Below are 19054 nucleotides of genomic sequence, written 5' to 3'. Positions count from 1 at the left end.
GGAAAATGGAGGAAAGGGAGGAAGTCGTTTCTGCCCTCCTCCGTCCTCCCACTATTCAATCATTCAATCATTCAATCATTGAAACTAATTGAATGTCCCCGCGATGCCTGGCAAGGGTATCATCCATTCATTCCGACGCAGCAAAAGGTTGAGTACCTCAATCAATTGTTGAAAGTAGGGTTCGATACGATTGACTTTGGCAGCTTTGTTTCCGCGAAAGCTATGCCGCAGGTAAGCGATACTGCGCTTCTGCTGGATCAGCTTGATACCGCTTCTTCCAGGTCAAAACTGCTTGCGATCGTTGCAAATGAAAGGGGCGCGGCGGAAGCCTGCGGTTTCAAACAGATCGGCTACCTCGGTTTTCCATTCTCCATTTCCGAAACTTTCCAGCGCCGCAATACCAATGCGACCATTGCCGATTCTGTAGAAAGGGTCCGCAACATCTGCGAGCTCGCATCCAGAAATGAGAAAGAAGTGGTGATATATATTTCAATGGGCTTCGGAAATCCGTACGGAGATCCCTGGGAGCCCGGAATTGTTATGGAATGGATCAGTAAGCTGTCAAATCTTGGGGTAAGTATCTTTTCATTATCAGATACGGTAGGAGTTGCCAGTAGCGAAGCAATAACGTCGCTTTTCTCGGAGCTCATCCCGCATTACCCCCACCTTGAATTCGGGGCTCATTTTCATACCAAGCCTGCGGAATGGCGCGAGAAAATAGAAGCTGCATTCGCTGCCGGATGCACCCGCTTTGATGGTGCGCTGCTCGGATATGGCGGCTGCCCGATGGCGCAGGACGAGCTGGTCGGCAACATGCCCACCGAGAAGCTTGTCGATTTCGCTATTGAAAAGCAAAGCCCGCTAAACCTTGACTTTGCAGCATTAGAGACAGCCAGAGCTTTATTTTTGGATTTGGTAAAAAGCTAAAAAGCTCCCGCAGCTAAGCAACGGGAGCCTTTCTATATCTTGCAACACTAAGCTATCAGGCAAATTTTCTCTTTACAATCGCCAGCAGCGCAGTTACTGCCTCGCCATTTACATCCCACGCATATTTGGAAGCATACCGGTGCCAGATCAGGTTTTCAGCCTCTTCAAAGCTTTTAACTGCATCGAGCTCATAAATCGCTTTATCGAAATGCTCGCTGTTTTTATTGAAAAGCTGGTTTACAAACATAAATCTTTGTCCCAGCGGAATAGCACTGGCAATGCTCTCGACACGGAAAGGAACGCTTCCGTAGGATTTATCCTCCTTGGGTTGCGGGATATCTACCTTAAAGCGGTTGTTCAATGAATCTTTTTCCACTGTCTGGGATTTCGCAACGATATCTCCCAAAACAACAGAAACAGGCTCGGCACGTGGCGGGCCTGGTCTGGCACCTGCCGGTTCCAGCTCGCTGAATGCTGAATCAAAGAAGGATTTGGGCTCCTGCTTGGTACTGACAGGTTTACTAATCTCCTGAATGCGCAGCTCATTGATGTTAATCGGGAATATATCTGAAAACAGCTGCAGATGTTCATCGGTGTCGTCCAGCAGATCTCCGTTGTCTTTCAATTCGTACAACCAGCTCACAGCCTGTGTTTGGTATACCGAATCGGAGCCGCTATCTGTAAGTCTTCCTAACATCGCTTCTGCAATACCGCGGTGAATGTGCGTGTATTTGAGCATTTTCTCAGCCTTTTCGTGTGTAAATTCGGCGTCAGCAGTTGAGCGGATTTTACCCTCAAAATAATCGGCAGGTGCAAGCAGCAGCCGCAATGCATCTTTTACAGATTCGGAAAGCAGCGGTTCAAGATCCGCCCGTCTTACCGCAATATGCTGGGAAGCGGTGTTCATAAAATCTTCCAGCGCTCGTTTTACATCTTCGTGGGCAAAATCAAAGTACGGGCTGCGAAATGATTCTGCATTGCTTTTCCATGCTTCAAACAACCGGTTGAGAATTCCGAGATTGACCTGCCTTACCGGAGTGAGCTTCAATAAACCTGCCCCATTGATTACATCCTGAGCCCTGTAAACATCATTCAGAACTGTTGTAGTAAACCGGGCGGCATATTGGTTGAGTGCATTTGAATTCAAATTATCCGGCATAACGAATATGAGCTTTTGATAACGATCGTGTTTAAAAAAAATATGTTTGCTTTGTAAATATAATCAAAATTGACTCTTAAAAAGGTCAATCCGACACCAAAGATGTTTGTAGAACCGTCCCCTAAAAGAGCAGATCAACACCCCAAAACGGGCTGGATCGAGGTAATCTGCGGCTCGATGTTCTCCGGGAAAACGGAAGAGTTGATCCGGAGACTGAACAGAGCAAAAATAGCGCGCCAGCGCGTACAGATTTTCAAACCAGCACTGGATAAACGTTACCACGAAGAGAACATTGTTTCGCATAATGATAATTCGATCCGCTCTATTCCGGTCCAATTCTCCATTGAAATAATGGATCTGGCGCAGAATTGTGAGGTTGTCGGGCTCGATGAAGCGCAATTCTTTGATGAGGCTATTGTGCAGGTTTGCAACGATCTCGCTGATTCCGGCAAACGGGTAATTGTGGCCGGCCTGGATATGGATTATATGGGAAAACCATTTGGTTGTATGCCGCAATTGATGGCGACTGCGGAATATGTCACCAAAGTGCACGCAATTTGTATGGTGTGCGGCGAGGTTGCATCCCATTCTTACCGCCTCACTGCCTCGGATGCGCGGGTACTGCTGGGCGAAACCGATCACTATGAAGCACGCTGCAGAAGGTGTTTCAATCTCGGCGAGCACGCTTATTAGCTTTTTCCCGAAAGGCGCATGAAAACTAAAAAGCTGCTGACTGCTTCACTCCTGCTCAATTTCATCTTAATCACATTGATTATAGCCTTTGCAATTATTTACAGGGATAAAATCCTGCAAAGGTTTGTAAGCATCAAAGGAAACCCGACCATTGTCATGTATGGTAACTCGCTTACTGCACAGGGGAAATGGGTGGAATTGCTTGGCCGGACCGATGTAATGAACAATGGACTTCCGGGACTTTGCACTTACCATTTCCTGCAATTGATAGAGTCGCACGTTATAGACCTGAAACCTGAGATCTGCTTTTTGGAAGGTGGAATTAATGATATTACCGTCGGCGTTTCGCAGGAGAAGATACAGGCTAATTTCCAATCGCTCCTTGAAATCATGATCAGGAACAACATCAAACCTGTTGTTACCCTAACCCCTTTCGAGCAGAACGATCCGATAAGCAGGGCAGAAGTAATTGCATTGAACCGCTTCCTGGTTGATTATTGTCAAAAACACAGCATTACCTACATTGACCTCAATGCGCGGATTTCAGATCCTACCGGTTTGCGGTCGGAGTTTGCAGTAGATAAAACACATTTGAACGAGCGGGCGTATCAGATTTGGGGAGAGGAGATCAGTCGGGTATTAAGAGAAAGCAAACTCTAATACAACAAAAAAGGCTGCCCGAAATCCGGACAGCCTTCATCTAATATATTATCGTAACTAGGCACTCACCTGGTTCATTACTTCCGTTTGCTTGCGGATAGATTCCATGTGTACCAGCTTGAACAATTCATCCACCAAATTAGGATAAAGGTTCATGCTCTTGCCCCAGCCTGCACGCGTTTCCAATACTTCACGGAAACGATCCACCTGGTAAGCAGCTACGTTGTTATCACGTTTGTATTCTGCCAGTTTTTCAACAAGCGCCATACGCTGTGCCAAAGTTTCCAGCATTTCACGATCCAAATGATCGATTTTGCCGCGGATAATTTCCAATTGTGATGCATAATCGCTGCCGTAAGATTCTTTACGAACATGCAGATCGTGCAACATCTGGCCCAAAGCCGCAGGAGTTAACTGCTGAGATGCATCAGACCAAGCTTTATCCGGATCGCGATGTGACTCGATGATCAGACCGTCGTAATGCAAGTCAAGCGCACGTTGTGCCAATTCATACAAGTAGGCACGTTTTCCTGCCATGTGGCTAGGGTCGCCGATTACCGGCAGCTCAGGGAAAATCGTTTTCAGCTCGATCGCAATGTTCCACATTGGTGAATTACGGAACTTGGTCTCCTGCGCATTTGAGAAACCTCTGTGGATTGCACCAAGTTTCTTCACTCCTGCCTGATTCAAACGCTCAAGAGCACCTACCCAAAGTTGCAGGTCCGGGTTAACCGGGTTCTTAACAAGTACAGGTACATCGATACCCTTCAATGCGTCAGCTAATTCCTGAACATTAAACGGGTTTACAGTAGTACGAGCGCCTATCCAAAGGATATCAACGCCATATTTCAATGCAAGTTCGATATGCTGCGGAGTAGCAACTTCGACAGCAACAGGCAAACCTGTTTCTTTTTTCACCGCCTGTAACCAGGGCAATGCTGCCTCTCCCATTCCTTCAAAGCTGCCAGGGCGGGTTCTGGGTTTCCAGATCCCCGCACGGATCACATGTGCAAAGCCTTCCTCTTTAATCTGGCTTGCGGTTTCTAACATTTGGTCTTCAGTCTCTGCACTGCAAGGCCCTGCGATTACCAAAGGTTTTCCCTCGGTATTGATCCAACTGCTCAGCGGAAGGATATCTAAAGAAGCATTCATATTCAAAAACTTGTCCTTAGTAAAATAGATAATTGCAATATTTTGACCCGGTAGTTCATGCGTATTTCCGGGATTGACGTACATTTGATGCCATAAAAGTCAAATAACTTCTTAATGAACACAACTTTCTTAGTCTGATTTACTTATACATTCAGTAGAGAAAACGTGTACTTAAAATGGCAGATTCTTCACCAATAAACCAAATACCTGTATTTTTTGAAGATACTTCCGTCGCTTTTGCCTCTAAATCTGACGCTGAACTGCGGAAAACATACTGGTTATTCAGCCTCATGAATCAGGCTCGAGTGGTAAATTTAGGCACTTTTTTTATAAAGCTTGCACTAAAACTAAACTTACCTATAAAAAATCTCATCCGGGTTACCATTTTTGAACAATTCTGTGGAGGCGAGACAATTAACGATTGCGACCGCACTATAGCAATGCTCGGAAAATCGGGAATCGGCACTATCCTCGACTATTCTGTTGAAGGCGAAGACAAGGAATCCAGCTTCGATGCAACTGCTACCGAAATCCTCCGGACGATTGATAAAGCAGCAACCTCCCAAACTATTCCATTCTCCGTTTTTAAAATCACAGGAGTTGCCTCGGCAGAGCTTCTCGAAAAAATACAGCGCAAAGATCAGCTGACTGACGATGAGGAAGCCGCCTATGAGCGTGTAATTGCCCGCGTTGAAAGTCTATGTTCGCGCGCACATGAAAAGAATGTAAGGATCTTTGTTGATGCCGAAGAAAGCTGGATTCAGGGCGTGATAGATGATCTGACTTACCAGATGATGCAAAAATTCAATCGCGAGCGGACCATTGTCTACAATACTTACCAGCTTTATCGACACGAAACGCTGGATGCCCTTAAAACAGCTTACCTTACTGCCAGACAAAAAGGCTACCTGCTCGGCGGGAAGCTTGTGCGGGGCGCGTATATGGAAAAGGAAAGGTTGCGTGCAAGGGAAAATGAATATTTCAATCCGATCCACGTTTCAAAACAAGCTACGGATACAGACTATAACCTGGCAATAGATTTTTGTTTGGAACATGTAGAGCATATCTCTATTTGCCTGGGTACCCACAATGAGTACAGTTCACAATACTGTGCTGCCAAAATGCAGAAACTCGGGATCGAGAGAAACGACAACAGGATCTGGTTTGCTCAGCTGCTTGGTATGAGTGACAATATTTCATACAACCTTTCGAATGCTGGCTATAACGTAGCCAAGTATGTTCCCTATGGCCCGATCAATGCAGTATTGCCCTATTTAATCCGCCGCGCGGAAGAAAATACCTCCATTGCGGGCCAGAGCAGCAGGGAGTTTTTGTTAGTAAAAAGTGAATTGAAAAGAAGAGGAATCAGTTCTTTATAACTAACTTATTACTTTCGCATTCCTGAAATTCCCAATTGTTTCAAAAAAAAGAATGAATCAATCCAAAAATCCAGCTCCGTATTTACTGTTCAGTTTGCTGCTCATCATTATCGACCAGGCCTCCAAACTGCTTGTACATAAATACATGGATCCCGGCTTTTCAGGTCAGATTGCGCTCATTGGTAACTGGCTAAAACTGCATTATGTACTAAACCCGGGAATGGCGTTTGGAATGCAGCTGGGCCACGAATACGGCAAGTTGTTCCTTACACTCTTCCGTCTTGTTGCTATGGTTGCGATTGGCGGGTATATGATCCACCTGGCCCGTGCAGGCGCTTCAAAAGGGTTACTCTGGGCATTGGCGATGATCCTGGCTGGTGCTGTGGGCAATGTGATCGACAGCACATTTTACGGTGTATTTCTCGAAAATGCGCCATACGGTTCGCCAACTCCCTGGTTTCACGGACAGGTAATCGATATGATCTTTGTTGATTTCTGGGAAGGATTTATTCCTGACTGGGTACCTGTTTGGGGCGGACAATATTACTCTACCCCTATTTTCAACATTGCAGACTCGTGTATCTTTATCGGTGTCTGCAGCATTCTCATCTTTCAGGGCAGCTTTCATTCAACAGGTGCACAAGAGGAAGATCAGGAAGAGAAAATTGAGGATAACGGGTACACTTCTAATTACGAGGAAACAACGCAATCACATCCTTTACCACCCACTCCAGCGGAGAACGCTGCTACGGATATTTCTACCACAGAAAATACAGAGCGTGAAGACGATATCAACAAAAAAGAGAGCATTTAGCTCTCTTTTTTACTTTCAGTTCTCGTCCTTCGTGAGAGGGACAAAATCTTTAAATGTCTTCTTCAAAGCGACGTCTGTTGCCTCTTTCTTATTTTCCCAATTGGCGTCCAATTCCAGTGCAACCAGCCCACTCAGGTTCATCAGTGATTTAAATTCGTCCAGCTTACGGATAAAATCCGGATGCCTGCGTGCTGATTTCTGACCATATTCCCTTGCAAAAACGTCTCCTTTGTTTTGCAGCTCATTCTTCTTCTGCATTACGTAATTGAACCTGTCCAGCAAGCCATTTACCGATTTACCTATTACCTCCGTCGCTTCCAGGGTCCCCACAGTAGCCACAGTAGTTCCTCCGATTGTTGTAATATAACCTCTTGTATCCGGGTTAGTTTTTGCTATTACAGGCGCCAGACCAGTAGTAGCACCAAGGGATGCATTCAATAGTGACCGGCTGCGTTTTCCTTTTTTAGCGCGTGAATATGCCCTTTTAAGCTGCCCCTCCTTCTCCGTCATTTGTTCCAGCAAGCCCCATGCATTCACAAGCGCGCCGCGGTACAGGTTGTATACGTAATTATCACGAAGACTTTCGTCCACCGTATTCTTGATTACAAACCGTACGCTCCGCTCCTTCTTATTCTGGGCTTTGTCCAACACATAGAATGTGATGTTAAAAGCTACTGTATCTAATGGATCCTTCACAAAATCGTAGCCGGGCTCCCAGATGAACTCGTAACTGGTCGGCGTATTTTTAACCAAAGCCTCGGAGGGCACTTTCTTGTTTTCCGATATAAAATTGAATGCAGTAATATCTTCCTCGCCGTTTGGATCGGATAAGGTAAACCGTAGGTTAATACGGTTGTTCTCTGCACTTCTTATAATGGAATTCTGAGGTATGATCGTAAAATCGGGTGCAAGGTCCATTTGGGTAACGTCAAGCTTAAGACGTCCCTTGGTGCGCGCCTTTGACGGCTGATCTTCTACATAGAAGTCCATGTACCTGGGTCCCTTCTTCAATATGGCGAACTGCGCGGTTGAAGGCTCCCAGGTAATTTCTCCTGCGGCAGTCAACTTCATTCCTTCAGGCATTTGTTCCAGGATCGGAACAAAGACGATCGGATCGGCATCCGGATCACGCACCGAGCCCATATCGATCTTATAGACATTCTGAGTCTTATACTGTACGTAAAATGGCTGGAGTTCGTCGATTTGAGGTGGTCGGTTCACGTGGTTGACCTTGAACACAACTTCCCTGGAAACACTTTCTCCGGCTGTACTTTGAGCTTCAAACACGACAGGAAAAGACTTGGTAGTGTTAATCCTGTCTGCAATATCATAGCTGGGAATCCAAACGAAGTGGCCGAGCGAATCAAACTTCATTTCCTTTGCAAGCCCGCTGGTAATCGTATATCTCACAGAATCACTTTTGCCGCCTTTTGTCTGCAAATGGAAATTGATTTCTTTGCCTTCATACAAAACATTCCATTCCGATTCCGAGGGGAATACAATCTGGAGCGGACCGCCTGAAGTACTCTTCATATTATCCTGCCCCTGCGCCTTTGAAAACAGTAAAATAGCTGTCAGAAGTATCAGTATTTTATGAATATCTTTTATGAGCATAACGTCAAAAATATAATTTATTCTTTGCCTGGAAGAACACTGAGTCTAAACGCAAAACTAGCAAATCCCGTATAGAAAGCCCTGTGAAACCTTACAAAAATGAAATGCCCCGATTTCTAAGTACAGGTTTGTTTCCAGTTTGTACTTTTTAAATACGGGTGCAAAATGATGGATTATAATAAAAGCAGGCACATTGCCTGAAAATCCTGATGCGAGTGCACAAAAAACCGGAGAGCAGCCTTTTCAAAGACTGCTCTCCGGTTTTTAAAGTTCAATAACTATCCTATTATTTTTTCTTAGGAGTTGCCGCTGGTGTAGTAGCAGGCGCAGTTGTAGCTGGTTTGGCAGGCGTAGCGGCAGCAGGTGCGGCGTCAGCTTTGTCAGGATCTACTCCCAGTTTTCTCAGGATCAAAGGCGTTGCATTGTTCTCTTCAGTAGCTGTAAACAAGATGATAGGAGTTGATCCGGGACCTGCGTCCATGTTCAGGATGTAAAGAAATCCATTTTCTTTACCTACTTCCTGAATTGCATTGTTGATTTTAGTCAGGATCGGTTCCAGCAATTGTTGTTGCTTGGTTTGCAGAGAAGTTTGTGCATTGTTCTGCATTTCCTGAATACGTGTCTGCAGATTTTGCAATTCTTTCTCTTTGTCTGCACGAATCACGTCAGTCATGTTGGCTCCGTTTTTCTGATAAGCCTCATACTTGTCCTGCGCCTCTTTATATGTTTCTCCAAGCGCCTTGTCAAGCTGCGCTTTGGTAACTTCAAGCTGGTTCTGCATTACTTTACTTTCTGGCAGTTTACCGAGGATATAATCAACATTGGTATAGCCTATTTTGGAAAGTCCGCTTGCAGGGGTTGTTTGAGCTAACAGAGGGGTGGTGATTAAGGTCATTACGACCAGAAAAGCCATCAATTTTTGTTTCATTGCTTGTTACTTATTTAAGTTTACTGGTTGTACTCTTTTGTTTCGGTGAGCTATTCGCAGGCTGATTGGCTGGTTGTTCAGGTTTATCGCTGCCTGTCGTTTTGTTCGCTTTCGGATCAATCCCCAATTCCTCCATTACGTAGTCGGAATAATCGTGCTTCGGATTGGTATAAAGCATTCCAACATCACTGGATTTATCAAACATAAAGTCAAGACGGCGCTGGCTACAAACTTTGGTCACTGCACGCTGTACCTTTTCAAGTACAGGCTTCATGAGTTCTTTTTTCTTCTGGAACATTAATCCGTCCATTCCGAAAATCTTGCTGTTGTACTCGCCTGCTTCGAGTTCTTTTTCCTTGATCTCGTTTTGTCTCTTTCTTTTCAGCTCCTCAGTCAACAAAATCTCTTCGGCCATGTAGGCGCGCTGCATTCTGTCAATCTCGCCAAATTTGTCCTGAATTTCCTTTGCCCATTTCTCGGAGAACTTTTTCATCTCCGTCTGTGCAGCCTGATACTCGGGCATCTTACTTGTAATGAACTCCATGTCCGTGTACCCAATCTTTTGAGCATTAGCCACTGACGTGTATAGAATTGACAAAACTAGTAAAATAAAAAACTTCTTCATGCCAAGCTGCTAATAATTTGCAAACTTCTTAACGAAACTCCTGAGAGAATATTATCTGATTTGTTGGCCAATTGTAAAATGGAACTGAGGGCCGCTACGTGTTGAACTACCTTGTATTTTATCAAAGCCGTAACCCCAGTCGATCCCTAGCAATCCGAATGCAGGCATAAAGATCCTGGCACCCACACCAGCCGAACGTTTCAGGTCAAACGGGTTGAACTCTTTGTAAGTACCCCAGTTGTTTCCACCTTCCGCAAAACCGAGAATGAAAATTGTCGCCTGAGGGTTAAGTGACACCGGATACCGAAGCTCCATTACGTATTTGTTATACACTACCCCACCGCCGGAAGCCGGACGGCCAGTATCTGAAATTGGTCCCACTTTCTGATCCTGGTAACCACGCAGACCAATGATATCCTGATCCGCAAGTGAGAATGTACCTTGTCCTGCCAAACCGGATCCCCCAACTATAAAGCGACCAAAAGGGCTATAAACATTGGAACCATCATAGTTACCCAGGAAACCCATGTGCGCGCGGGTGCTTAATACCAGCTTGCCAACAATGGTCGCATAATAGCTTGCATCGAACATCCATTTGTGGTATTCAACCCAGCGATAAGAATCGTTTTTGTCTGTAAACTCCTTTTTCCTGAATGCAGAATAAGGCGGTGTAGCAGTAGCACTCAGCGAGATATTGCTTCCACTTCTCGGGAATTGGAAATCACTTAATGTATTTCTTGAAATGGTAGTGTTAAAAGAGATGTTATTGGAATTCCCCTTTGTATAACCATTTCCAAAAATATCCAGATCATCCAGACGATATCTCTGGAACGACAACGCGTGTGTCATCACGAGGTTTCTGTCCGGTTCTTTCAAACGACGGCCTAATGAGACGGTAACCCCGTTGTTATAATATCCGCCACGGTAGTTAATAGTTCTCGAACCTCCGTTCAGACCGCCGATACCATACATTGAGTTCAGGTCGGTAAGGCGGTAAACTGTCCGCTGGAACGAAACTCCGAAGTTGATCGGCTTTTTACCTCCGAGCCACGGCTCACTGAACGACATAGAGTAAGTCTGGTACTGACGTCCGTTCGCCTGGAAGCGAAGCGAGAGTTTCTGACCATCACCTGAAGGTAGCGGGCGCCAGGTTTCGCGGTTAGGAATGTTTTTGATAGAAAAGTTATTGAACACCAAACCCAGCGTTCCTACAAAACCAATGTATCCTCCCCAACCGCCGGACAATTCAATCTGGTCAGATGGTTTCTCTTCAACTGTATACTCGATATCCACAGTACCGTCCGACTGATTCGGGATTGGATTGATCTGGATCTTTTCCGGATCAAAATACCCCATCTGTGAAAGCTGGCGCTGGGTATTGATAATTTCTGTTTTACTGAATTTCTGTCCAGGCAATGTAAACAGCTCGCGCAAAACCACGCGGTCACTTGTCTTCGTATTTCCGTTAAGCAAAATTCTGTTGATCGTCGCTTGCTTACCTTCAAACATCCGTAATTCAACATCGATGGAATCACCATCTACCGCTTTCTCAGTGGGTTCAATGCGGAAATACAGGTAACCGTCGTCCATGTAAATGGAGCTTACGTCGCCGCCCGGGATACCATTGATTTTCTTGTCCAGTTCCTCAGGATTGTAAACGTCACCTTTCTTCACACCCAAACGTTCGCTCAGGTATTTCGAGGTGTATAAATAGTTACCCGACCAGGTAATATCACGATAATAGTACTTCTTGCCCTCATCGATTTTCATATCTATGCTGATCGTTTCGTCACCGTTTTTGATGGTATCAAACTCGATCGTAGCATCGCGGTAACCATTCTTGCGGTAATAGGCAATGAGCTTTTCCTTGTCTTCGTCGTATTTTTTCGGAATGTATTTAGATGGGTTGAAAAGCCTGCCAATGCGTTTTTGCTTGGTACCTTTCATTTTCCTTTTTAGAATCTTGTCGCTTACAGCGGTATTTCCCTGGATATCGATCTTCTCGATTTTGACCTTTTTGCCTTTCGTGATCGTAAAGTTCAATGTGGCCTGACCGCGTGTGGAATCAGGAATCTGCAACACCTTTACTTTGGTGTAGTAAAATCCTTTGTCCATATAATATTTCTTGATAACAAGCTGTGTGTTCTTGATAACAGTTGGCGTAATAACACGCCCTTTTATCAGCTTAACCTTGTCATTCAATGTCTCTCTCTCCCCTTTCCGGATACCTGAAAACGAAACCTTGTAGAGTCTCGGGCGTTCTTTGATATGAATATTCAGCCAAACCTTGTCGTCCTGAATCTTTGTATAAAGAATTTCCACATCATCCAGCGTACCAAAATCCATCATCTTCTTAATGGAGGATGGGATAGCTGGTCCGGGAAGCCTGATTTTGTCGCCCGGTTTCAAACCTGAGATAGAAACCATTGAATTGGGATCCAGGAATTGGGTACCAGATACGGTAACCTCGGCAATGGTGTATTCTTTGGGATTAGCCGGATCCATTGCACTGTTCGCTGCCGGTGTAGCAGGGCGGCCGCTTGCACCGATACCTACGCGTTGTGCATTTACCGAAAAGCAGGAACAGATCAGCAATAATGCTGTCAGACCTTTCAGATGTGCTAGTGATTTATTCAAATTGGTAAGAAGGTTCATATTGTTCTACTTAGCACTATTCGCTTTTATTTGTTCGCCTGTTTTTCCAAATCGCCTTTCCCTGTTCTGATAGGAAAGTACCGCCTCATATAAATGCTCCCGACGGAAATCAGGCCAAAAAAGATCTTCATAAAAATACAACTCGGAATATGCGAGCTGCCATAAAAGGAAGTTACTGATACGATGGTCGCCTCCGGTACGCAGCATCAGGTCCACTTCCGGACGGGCTCCCGTGGCAAGCCTTGCGGAAAGCATTTCTTCATTGATCTCACCCGGCGTCAAACTGCCGTTCTGAACATCTTCCGCCAGTTTTTTTGCAGCCTGGGTAATATCCCATTTGCCGCTATAACCCAATGCAAGTATCAGATTTAAACCGGTATTTGCCTGTGTGGCTTCAATGGCTTCCGCAAGCTGTCGCTGACAACTCCCCGGCAAACTTTTTGTGTCCCCGATTGTGTCCAGACGAACATTGTTTTTAAGCATAGTTGGCAGCTCGTTCCTGATTGACTGGACAAGCAGTTCCATCAATGCTCTGACCTCAAACTCGGGACGCGCCCAGTTTTCAGTAGAAAATGCATAGAGAGTAAGGTATGAAACACCTATTTCCGCACAACCTTCTGTCACTTCTCTTACCGCCTTTATCGCATTGCGGTGGCCAAAAACCCGGGCTGCACCCTGGTTTTGAGCCCACCTTCCGTTACCGTCCATGATAACGGCGATGTGCTTCGGCAGATTGCCCGCATCAATGAGCTCCTTCATTACTCCTGACTCCCTTTAACCTTTTTTAACAAAACAATTGAACAATACTAAAAGGATCTTATCAATTCCGGACAAAATCTAATCTCCTCGGCTGTTCGGGAATCACTTATATACCGACCTGTACGCTGAGCAAGTTAATTATGTGCCGAAATCCAGAAAAAAATTTGCATTTCAAATTACAAGAAACACAACAAACCTACTGACGAACAGGAGATTATCTTCCTAAAATTCTATATGGAATTGTAAACAGGGGCGCAATTTAGGAATAAGTATTGCCTCTACAAAATCAATCGTTCACAAGGAGTTAAGCTAACCGAGCCGGTTAATTATCAAGAAGATGACGTATAGCGTCGTTGTAAGTACTGCCGCTTGTAACCTGTGAGGATTTACGGTCGCGCATGTTCATCACATACTTTCCATTGAAATGCTTCTGGATTTCCTTGATGTGGTGGGTATTAACAATGGCGGCGCGGCTGACGCGCAGATAATGTTTCGGTAATTTTTCCTCCAGTGAAGTGAGTGTGTAATTCAGAAGGTACTTCTGTCCGTCGAGTGTATTCAGGAAAACATATTTTTCCTCGGCCTCAAAATGCGTGATATCTGTAAGCGGTACCAGCAGAATTCGGTCACCGGATTTGACCGATAAGGAGAAGATTTCCTTTTTAGGCTTCATTTCTTCAAGCAAGCGGAGCAGATTTTCAGAGTATGGATTTGCGGCTCCTGCGTCGGCGGCTTTTGTGATATTGCGGATCTTATCAATCGTTTTAAGTAAACGCTCATTCTCAACCGGCTTCAACAGATAATCAACTGAATTCTCCTCGAACGCACGGATCGCGTATTGATCATAGGCTGTTGAGAAAACCACCAGCGGCATTTTTGACAGTTTGGAGAGCATTTCAAATCCATTCAAAAGGGGCATTTCAATGTCCAGGAAAATTACGTCAGGTTCGTGTTTGTTGATTTCGATCAAACCTTCCGCACCGTTTTTTGCTTCTGCTACGATTTGGAAATTGTCCTGGTGCTTTTCCAGCAATCGTTTCAGTCTGCTCAACGCGAGCGGTTCATCGTCTATCAATATTGTTTTAAGAGGGAATCGCATGTTTGAAGTGTTGAAATTATCCGATTGCTGATCTTTGAATGCCGATATTCACCGTCTTTACGGGTTCGTTGTGGAGCTCGATCCTGGCAAGATCACCGTAAAGCAGTTTAAGTTTATCCTGAATACTTTTTATCCCGTAACCGGCTCCCATTGTTTCCGGGAATGCTGGTCCGTTATCGTGTACACAGAGATGCAGCCAGTTATTCTCCTCATAAATCTTCACCACAATGTTCCCGGCTTCGGCCATTCTTGATACCCCATGTTTGATCGCATTTTCAACGATGGGCTGTAAGATAAACTTGGGGATTAGCAGCTGGCTTAATCCTGTCTCCTGTACTTCCACACTGAACTGCAGCCTGCTGCCAAACCGTACCTTTTCAATCTGCAGGTAAGTTTCCACCATTTCAAGTTCATTTTCAATGGTGTCAAAATAATCACTCGTTTTTCGGCCGGTCGTGTACCGGAAGAGTTTTGACAGCAAGAGCGTCATTTCTTCGGCTTTATCGGGGTCTTCGTGCACCAGACTCGCAATGCTATTGAGGGAATTGTATAAGAAATGAGGATTGATCCGCGCCTGCAATGCATCGAGTTCGGCCCGGGTTTTCAGTTTTTCAAGGTTCAGGAGCTGGTATTCCTGATCAGATATCTTCCGTGAAAGCTGCTGGCCAGCCCTTCTTATATAATAAAAAGCGTTGGCCACTGAAATCGGGCCCCACATATACCAATACAAAGGTGCATTCTGAGCTGCTTCATCGGGATAGCGGTTACCGTAGGCAATGAAAATCTCAGTTCCGAAGTAGTTAAAGAAAATAAGCCCGAAAAGGATATTGGAAACAGCTACGACAATCGTAAGAATCAGATGTTTTAGCCATAGTCTCTTCATGAAAACATCCATCAACTGCGTCAAACCTTGTGTAAGCAGGATTGTTACGATGCCGGAAAGCACTCCATTCAAGACCAGGTATTGATATAATGTTACCCTGACAGGCTCCTCTTCGTAGAAAATTGCAGCAGAAAAAAAGAGGATTGCATTCATTCCGTACAGGAACAATGCACCCAGGATAATGGCGACGGCAGTACCTACCCAACCCTGATTTTGAAGCATGCCAATCAGGTTGAGATCCTGCCAGCGGAAAGAACGCTCGTTGGAAGTATAGCTAAAATTAGCGCCTTCCACCTTCGCATCTGTCAGGTCCACATTCAGGAGACTACTAAAACTCAGGTCTGCATTGGTAAGATCTGAGTTACGGAAAGTAGTCTGATCCAGTGCGGAAAAGCGCATTTTGGCATTGCGCAGGTTAGCTCCGTCGAAGTTGGTACCTTTTAAACTGGAAAAGCTGAAATCCGCATTTTCCAGGTTCATGTTACTGAAATCCCGTCCATCCAGGGAGGAGGCTTGCATTTGCAGAGATTTCACTTTACGATCATCCATTTCGACGCGAAAAAGCAAAGGTGAGAATAGGAACTGGCAATAAAGAAAAAAGCTTCATGGCTAACAGATTGCGTTGTTATTGACACAAATCTATTTTCCATAAAGCTTTCTCTTTAAAACTTTCCGACGAACTACCGCCTCAGCAGTATGAATTCCACGGGCGCGGGAATGAAAACTATAGTTCTTCCAGCATGATGTTTTTCCAGCGTACCTTGATACCGCCGCCATCGTGGATCTGCAATGCGATTGATCCGTCGCCGGCACCGATTTTCGCATCCTCAAAATTCACCATTTCGTTTCCATTCAGCCAGGTTTGCACTTTATCTCCATTGGCACGAATGCGAAGCGTATTCCATTCGCCCATTTTCAGAAAACCTTCTTTCTCCTCGGGAATCTGCACAAGCCAGTTACGACCGTATGATTCATAGATTCCACCTGTATCGTGATTTGGCGGAGCAACTTCTACCTGCCAGCCTGATACCTTTGTTCCGGTCACTGTTGAGCGAAAGAAAACGCCGCTGTTTCCGTTAGCCTCCTGCTTGAATTGCAGCGACAGGTCAAAATTCTTGTAAAACTTGTCGGTCGTCAGGTAGCCATATTGCTTATCCGGTCCGCTTTCGCAAACAAGCTCGCCCTTTTCAACGTACCACTTCTCGGTACCATTTATTTTCCAGCCTGTTAGATCCTTACCATTGAAAAGTTTGACAGGTTTTTTAACAAACTCTCCGCCAGTTTCCGTAGACACTAAGAATGCTGAGTTAACAAACAAAATGGCACAGCAAATGAGAAGTAATTGTCTTGTTTTTAACATATTGATCTTGGGATTAGGATTAAAAAATTTGTGAGTGAAATACTGTTAAAATACATTTTCCATTAGTTTTACGGAAAATAACTATTTGGAAAGCTATGAAAAAAAACCGTTTTGTAGGGCGTTGGGCGACATTTTTTTTGATTGCAATATCAATTTCCGCAACTGTTCTCTCGTGTAAAGAAGATAGCAAAGACCTGGTAAAACCGAAAACCATCACGGACGTGATTCTTGAAAATGAGCAGTTCAGTATACTGAGAGACCTCATGATTCACGCGGGAATGAGCGATGCGCTGAGAACAGAAAACCTGACCGTTTTTGCACCTGATAACAATGCATTTGGCAAGGCTAATATTAGTGCAAGTCTAATTACTCAGCTTCCGAAAGATTCTGCCAAGCTTTTCCTTCAGAATCACATTTTAAAGAACAAAACTAAATTATCTGACCTGAAAGTGGGCGAACAGCTTACTTTAAACAGGGTAAAGGTGAATATTGCCAGAGTCGACAGCATTGTTTCGATCAACAAAGCCGACGTAGTGATCCCGAATGTGAATGCAGACAATGGCGTGATCCATGTGATTGACAGCGTTGTTGTTAGAAAGTTTTTGTAAGAAATTCCATAAAAAAGCCGCCGCTACAAATGTAGCGGCGGCTTTTTTATGGTCTAACCGATATCAGAACTGTTCGGTATATGCAAAAAAGAAGCTGCCTTCAATCTGCGCATTCTCATCCGAGTCTGACCCGTGGATTGCATTGGCTTCCATTGATTTTGCATACAATTTCCGGATAGTACCTTCCTCTGCATTCGCCGGATTGGTTGCCCCGATCAATGTGCGGAAATCTGCAACTGCATTTTCCTTTTCCAGGATCATCGGAATGATCGCGCCGGAAGACATGTACTTGCAAAGATCATTATAAAACGGGCGCTCCTTGTGAACAGCGTAGAACTCGCCAGCGCGCTCTGAGGTAAGCTTTGTTTTTTTCAAGGCTACAATACGAAATCCCGCCTCCTCAATCATTTTGATAATTGATCCCGAGTGACCGTCTTGTACGGCATCCGGCTTGATCATTGTGAAAGTTCTGTTTGTTGGCATACGAAAGCTTAATTGATTTTGGTGCAAAACTACTATTTTTCATTGTATATCCTTGATAGTTCGGGAAGTATGCATTTAAACGCGCAAGAGCAGGCTGATACTTAGGCTTTCGGGATGAAGATTGAGCAAATCCCAACAGTTTTGTTAATTTTGTGGGCTTATTACGCTCTCAAAACTCCTTTTTTGAAATAAATAACTGTGAATCAAACCGTTAAAGAGTTAAGCTCTTTTTTATCCCTTCCCCAAAAAATCATCATAACGATGCACCGCGACCCGGACGCTGACGCGCTGGGATCTTCGCTTGGGTGGGCCAGTTATTTATCCAAAAAAGGACACGAAGTAACTGTTATCAGCCCTACCGAATATGCGGCCAACCTGCGCTGGATGGTTAATCCCGATCTGGTGCTCGTTTACGAAAAAGCCTCTGAGCAAGCTAAATGCAGGAAAAAAATCCAGGAAGCTACATTGATTTGCTGCCTTGACTTTTCTGTATTATCCCGTTTAAAAGATCTCGGAAAGGTAGTTCAGGAAGCGCCTGCTCCCAAAATGATGATAGACCATCATCTGGAACCCGAGTATTTTGCCACATGGATGATCTGGGATACCAATGCAGCAGCAACGGCGCAGCTTGTCTATCAATTGGTTAAAGAGCTGGAAGACTACGCGCCGGCAACGGAGATTTTTGATGTTCCAATGGCTGAGTACCTCTATGCCGGTATCATGACCGACACAGGCTCTTTCAGGCACGCAAACGTGACTGCGGATGTGCACCTCGCTGTTGCAGATTTAATGCGGACAGGGTTTGACTCCAGCCGCGTTCACCGGCTTATCTATGATAACGCCCCCCTTTCCCGCCTGCAGTTTCTGGGATATGTACTTTCGCAAAAGCTTGTGGTGTTGCCCAAATACAGAACTGCTTATATGGTACTCACTGAGGCTGAGCTGCAAAGGTTCAATTCGAGTACCGGCGAAACAGAGGGTATCGTTAACTATGGACTGCAGGTCGAAAACGTGGTGATGTCTGCTATGTTCATTGAACGTAAAGGAGAGATCAAGATTTCTTTCAGGTCAGTCGGTACGTTTTCGGTAAGAGATCTTGCAAGTACGCATTTCAATGGCGGCGGCCACAAGAATGCGAGCGGAGGAAGATCGGAACAATCAGTAAATGAAACCGTTGACTACTTCTTAAGTATCCTCCCAACATACGAACAGGCGCTTTTGAGCGTTGACTAAGCTTAAAATTGATCTATCAAAAT

Annotated in this window: 18 protein-coding genes; 7 read left to right on the top strand and 11 right to left on the bottom strand. The window is 44.8% G+C overall.

Annotation, left to right across the window (positions count from 1 at the left end; all coding sequences use genetic code 11):
- Positions 1–78 precede the first annotated feature (78 nt).
- Positions 79–927 carry a hydroxymethylglutaryl-CoA lyase gene (locus ASG33_RS03090; RefSeq protein WP_082489073.1) on the top strand — a complete coding sequence of 283 codons (849 nt, stop codon included), beginning with the start codon at positions 79–81 and terminating at the stop codon, positions 925–927.
- Positions 928–982: 55 nt separating this feature from the next.
- On the opposite strand, the gene ASG33_RS03085 is transcribed toward ASG33_RS03090, so the two are convergent.
- Positions 983–2086 carry a hypothetical protein gene (locus ASG33_RS03085; RefSeq protein ID WP_056280151.1) on the bottom strand — a complete coding sequence of 368 codons (1104 nt, stop codon included), beginning with the start codon at positions 2084–2086 and terminating at the stop codon, positions 983–985.
- A 102-nt stretch (positions 2087–2188) separates the two neighbouring features.
- Between ASG33_RS03085 and ASG33_RS03080 the strand changes: the two genes are divergently transcribed.
- Positions 2189–2779, top strand: coding sequence for a thymidine kinase (locus ASG33_RS03080; protein ID WP_056280150.1), 591 nt, complete (start codon positions 2189–2191; stop codon positions 2777–2779).
- 18 nt (positions 2780–2797) lie between these two features.
- Positions 2798–3439, top strand: a complete 642-nt coding sequence (locus tag ASG33_RS03075) for a GDSL-type esterase/lipase family protein (RefSeq protein ID WP_056280147.1) — start codon at positions 2798–2800, stop codon at positions 3437–3439.
- A gap of 57 nt (positions 3440–3496) precedes the next feature.
- On the opposite strand, the gene ASG33_RS03070 is transcribed toward ASG33_RS03075, so the two are convergent.
- Positions 3497–4591: a chorismate mutase gene (locus ASG33_RS03070; RefSeq protein WP_056283190.1), complete on the bottom strand. Its 1095-nt coding sequence runs from the start codon at positions 4589–4591 to the stop codon at positions 3497–3499.
- A 176-nt stretch (positions 4592–4767) separates the two neighbouring features.
- Between ASG33_RS03070 and ASG33_RS03065 the strand changes: the two genes are divergently transcribed.
- Positions 4768–5970, top strand: a complete 1203-nt coding sequence (locus ASG33_RS03065; protein WP_056280144.1) for a proline dehydrogenase family protein — start codon at positions 4768–4770, stop codon at positions 5968–5970.
- Between the two features lie 52 nt (positions 5971–6022).
- A complete protein-coding gene (locus ASG33_RS03060) occupies positions 6023–6784 on the top strand; it encodes a lipoprotein signal peptidase (protein ID WP_056280142.1) in 762 nt (253 codons plus the stop codon).
- Positions 6785–6799: 15 nt separating this feature from the next.
- Here the strand turns inward: ASG33_RS03060 and ASG33_RS03055 are convergent, their stop codons facing one another.
- The 8 genes from ASG33_RS03055 to ASG33_RS03020 form a co-directional block, all read right to left on the bottom strand.
- Positions 6800–8398 carry a hypothetical protein gene (locus tag ASG33_RS03055; protein ID WP_056280139.1) on the bottom strand — a complete coding sequence of 533 codons (1599 nt, stop codon included), beginning with the start codon at positions 8396–8398 and terminating at the stop codon, positions 6800–6802.
- 286 nt (positions 8399–8684) lie between these two features.
- Positions 8685–9326 (bottom strand): OmpH family outer membrane protein, encoded by a 642-nt coding sequence (locus ASG33_RS03050; protein WP_056280137.1) that lies wholly within the window; start codon positions 9324–9326, stop codon positions 8685–8687.
- Between the two features lie 10 nt (positions 9327–9336).
- Positions 9337–9951 carry an OmpH family outer membrane protein gene (locus tag ASG33_RS03045; protein ID WP_056280133.1) on the bottom strand — a complete coding sequence of 205 codons (615 nt, stop codon included), beginning with the start codon at positions 9949–9951 and terminating at the stop codon, positions 9337–9339.
- A gap of 51 nt (positions 9952–10002) precedes the next feature.
- A complete protein-coding gene (bamA, locus tag ASG33_RS03040; protein ID WP_056280130.1) occupies positions 10003–12606 on the bottom strand; it encodes an outer membrane protein assembly factor BamA in 2604 nt (867 codons plus the stop codon).
- Positions 12607–12612: 6 nt separating this feature from the next.
- Positions 12613–13365 (bottom strand): isoprenyl transferase, encoded by a 753-nt coding sequence (locus tag ASG33_RS03035; RefSeq protein WP_056280125.1) that lies wholly within the window; start codon positions 13363–13365, stop codon positions 12613–12615.
- Between the two features lie 322 nt (positions 13366–13687).
- Positions 13688–14464, bottom strand: coding sequence for a LytTR family DNA-binding domain-containing protein (locus ASG33_RS03030; RefSeq protein WP_056280122.1), 777 nt, complete (start codon positions 14462–14464; stop codon positions 13688–13690).
- A 16-nt stretch (positions 14465–14480) separates the two neighbouring features.
- Complete coding sequence (locus tag ASG33_RS03025; RefSeq protein WP_229238545.1) at positions 14481–15866, bottom strand: histidine kinase; 1386 nt, start codon at positions 15864–15866, stop codon at positions 14481–14483.
- A gap of 205 nt (positions 15867–16071) precedes the next feature.
- A complete protein-coding gene (locus ASG33_RS03020; protein ID WP_056280116.1) occupies positions 16072–16707 on the bottom strand; it encodes a DUF1080 domain-containing protein in 636 nt (211 codons plus the stop codon).
- Positions 16708–16802: 95 nt separating this feature from the next.
- Here ASG33_RS03020 and ASG33_RS03015 point away from each other — a divergent pair, with 95 nt between their 5' ends.
- Complete coding sequence (locus ASG33_RS03015) at positions 16803–17315, top strand: fasciclin domain-containing protein (protein ID WP_056280111.1); 513 nt, start codon at positions 16803–16805, stop codon at positions 17313–17315.
- A 63-nt stretch (positions 17316–17378) separates the two neighbouring features.
- Here ASG33_RS03015 and ASG33_RS03010 read toward each other — a convergent pair whose 3' ends face one another.
- Positions 17379–17798: a nucleoside-diphosphate kinase gene (locus ASG33_RS03010; RefSeq protein WP_056280108.1), complete on the bottom strand. Its 420-nt coding sequence runs from the start codon at positions 17796–17798 to the stop codon at positions 17379–17381.
- A gap of 198 nt (positions 17799–17996) precedes the next feature.
- Between ASG33_RS03010 and ASG33_RS03005 the strand changes: the two genes are divergently transcribed.
- A complete protein-coding gene (locus tag ASG33_RS03005; RefSeq protein WP_056280105.1) occupies positions 17997–19031 on the top strand; it encodes a bifunctional oligoribonuclease/PAP phosphatase NrnA in 1035 nt (344 codons plus the stop codon).
- The last annotated feature ends 23 nt before the right edge of the window (positions 19032–19054 follow it).

It is taken from the genome of Dyadobacter sp. Leaf189, from assembly GCF_001424405.1.
GTDB lineage: Bacteria > Bacteroidota > Bacteroidia > Cytophagales > Spirosomataceae > Dyadobacter.
The sequence above is the reverse complement of the archived record's forward strand: the minus strand, read 5'-3'. Positions and strand labels throughout refer to the sequence as shown.

Excerpts from the sequence above, each read along its gene's own strand:
- ASG33_RS03085 (WP_056280151.1), bottom strand. The coding sequence starts at position 2,086 with ATGCCGGATAATTTGAATTCAAATGCACTCAACCAATATGCCGCCCGG.
- ASG33_RS03080 (WP_056280150.1), top strand. The coding sequence starts at position 2,189 with ATGTTTGTAGAACCGTCCCCTAAAAGAGCAGATCAACACCCCAAAACG.
- ASG33_RS03075 (WP_056280147.1), top strand. The coding sequence starts at position 2,798 with ATGAAAACTAAAAAGCTGCTGACTGCTTCACTCCTGCTCAATTTCATC.
- ASG33_RS03070 (WP_056283190.1), bottom strand. The coding sequence starts at position 4,591 with ATGAATGCTTCTTTAGATATCCTTCCGCTGAGCAGTTGGATCAATACC.
- ASG33_RS03065 (WP_056280144.1), top strand. The coding sequence starts at position 4,768 with ATGGCAGATTCTTCACCAATAAACCAAATACCTGTATTTTTTGAAGAT.
- ASG33_RS03060 (WP_056280142.1), top strand. The coding sequence starts at position 6,023 with ATGAATCAATCCAAAAATCCAGCTCCGTATTTACTGTTCAGTTTGCTG.
- ASG33_RS03055 (WP_056280139.1), bottom strand. The coding sequence starts at position 8,398 with ATGCTCATAAAAGATATTCATAAAATACTGATACTTCTGACAGCTATT.
- ASG33_RS03050 (WP_056280137.1), bottom strand. The coding sequence starts at position 9,326 with ATGAAACAAAAATTGATGGCTTTTCTGGTCGTAATGACCTTAATCACC.
- ASG33_RS03045 (WP_056280133.1), bottom strand. The coding sequence starts at position 9,951 with ATGAAGAAGTTTTTTATTTTACTAGTTTTGTCAATTCTATACACGTCA.
- bamA (WP_056280130.1), bottom strand. The coding sequence starts at position 12,606 with ATGAACCTTCTTACCAATTTGAATAAATCACTAGCACATCTGAAAGGT.
- ASG33_RS03035 (WP_056280125.1), bottom strand. The coding sequence starts at position 13,365 with ATGAAGGAGCTCATTGATGCGGGCAATCTGCCGAAGCACATCGCCGTT.
- ASG33_RS03030 (WP_056280122.1), bottom strand. The coding sequence starts at position 14,464 with ATGCGATTCCCTCTTAAAACAATATTGATAGACGATGAACCGCTCGCG.
- ASG33_RS03025 (WP_229238545.1), bottom strand. The coding sequence starts at position 15,866 with ATGCAAGCCTCCTCCCTGGATGGACGGGATTTCAGTAACATGAACCTG.
- ASG33_RS03020 (WP_056280116.1), bottom strand. The coding sequence starts at position 16,707 with ATGTTAAAAACAAGACAATTACTTCTCATTTGCTGTGCCATTTTGTTT.
- ASG33_RS03015 (WP_056280111.1), top strand. The coding sequence starts at position 16,803 with ATGAAAAAAAACCGTTTTGTAGGGCGTTGGGCGACATTTTTTTTGATT.
- ASG33_RS03010 (WP_056280108.1), bottom strand. The coding sequence starts at position 17,798 with ATGCCAACAAACAGAACTTTCACAATGATCAAGCCGGATGCCGTACAA.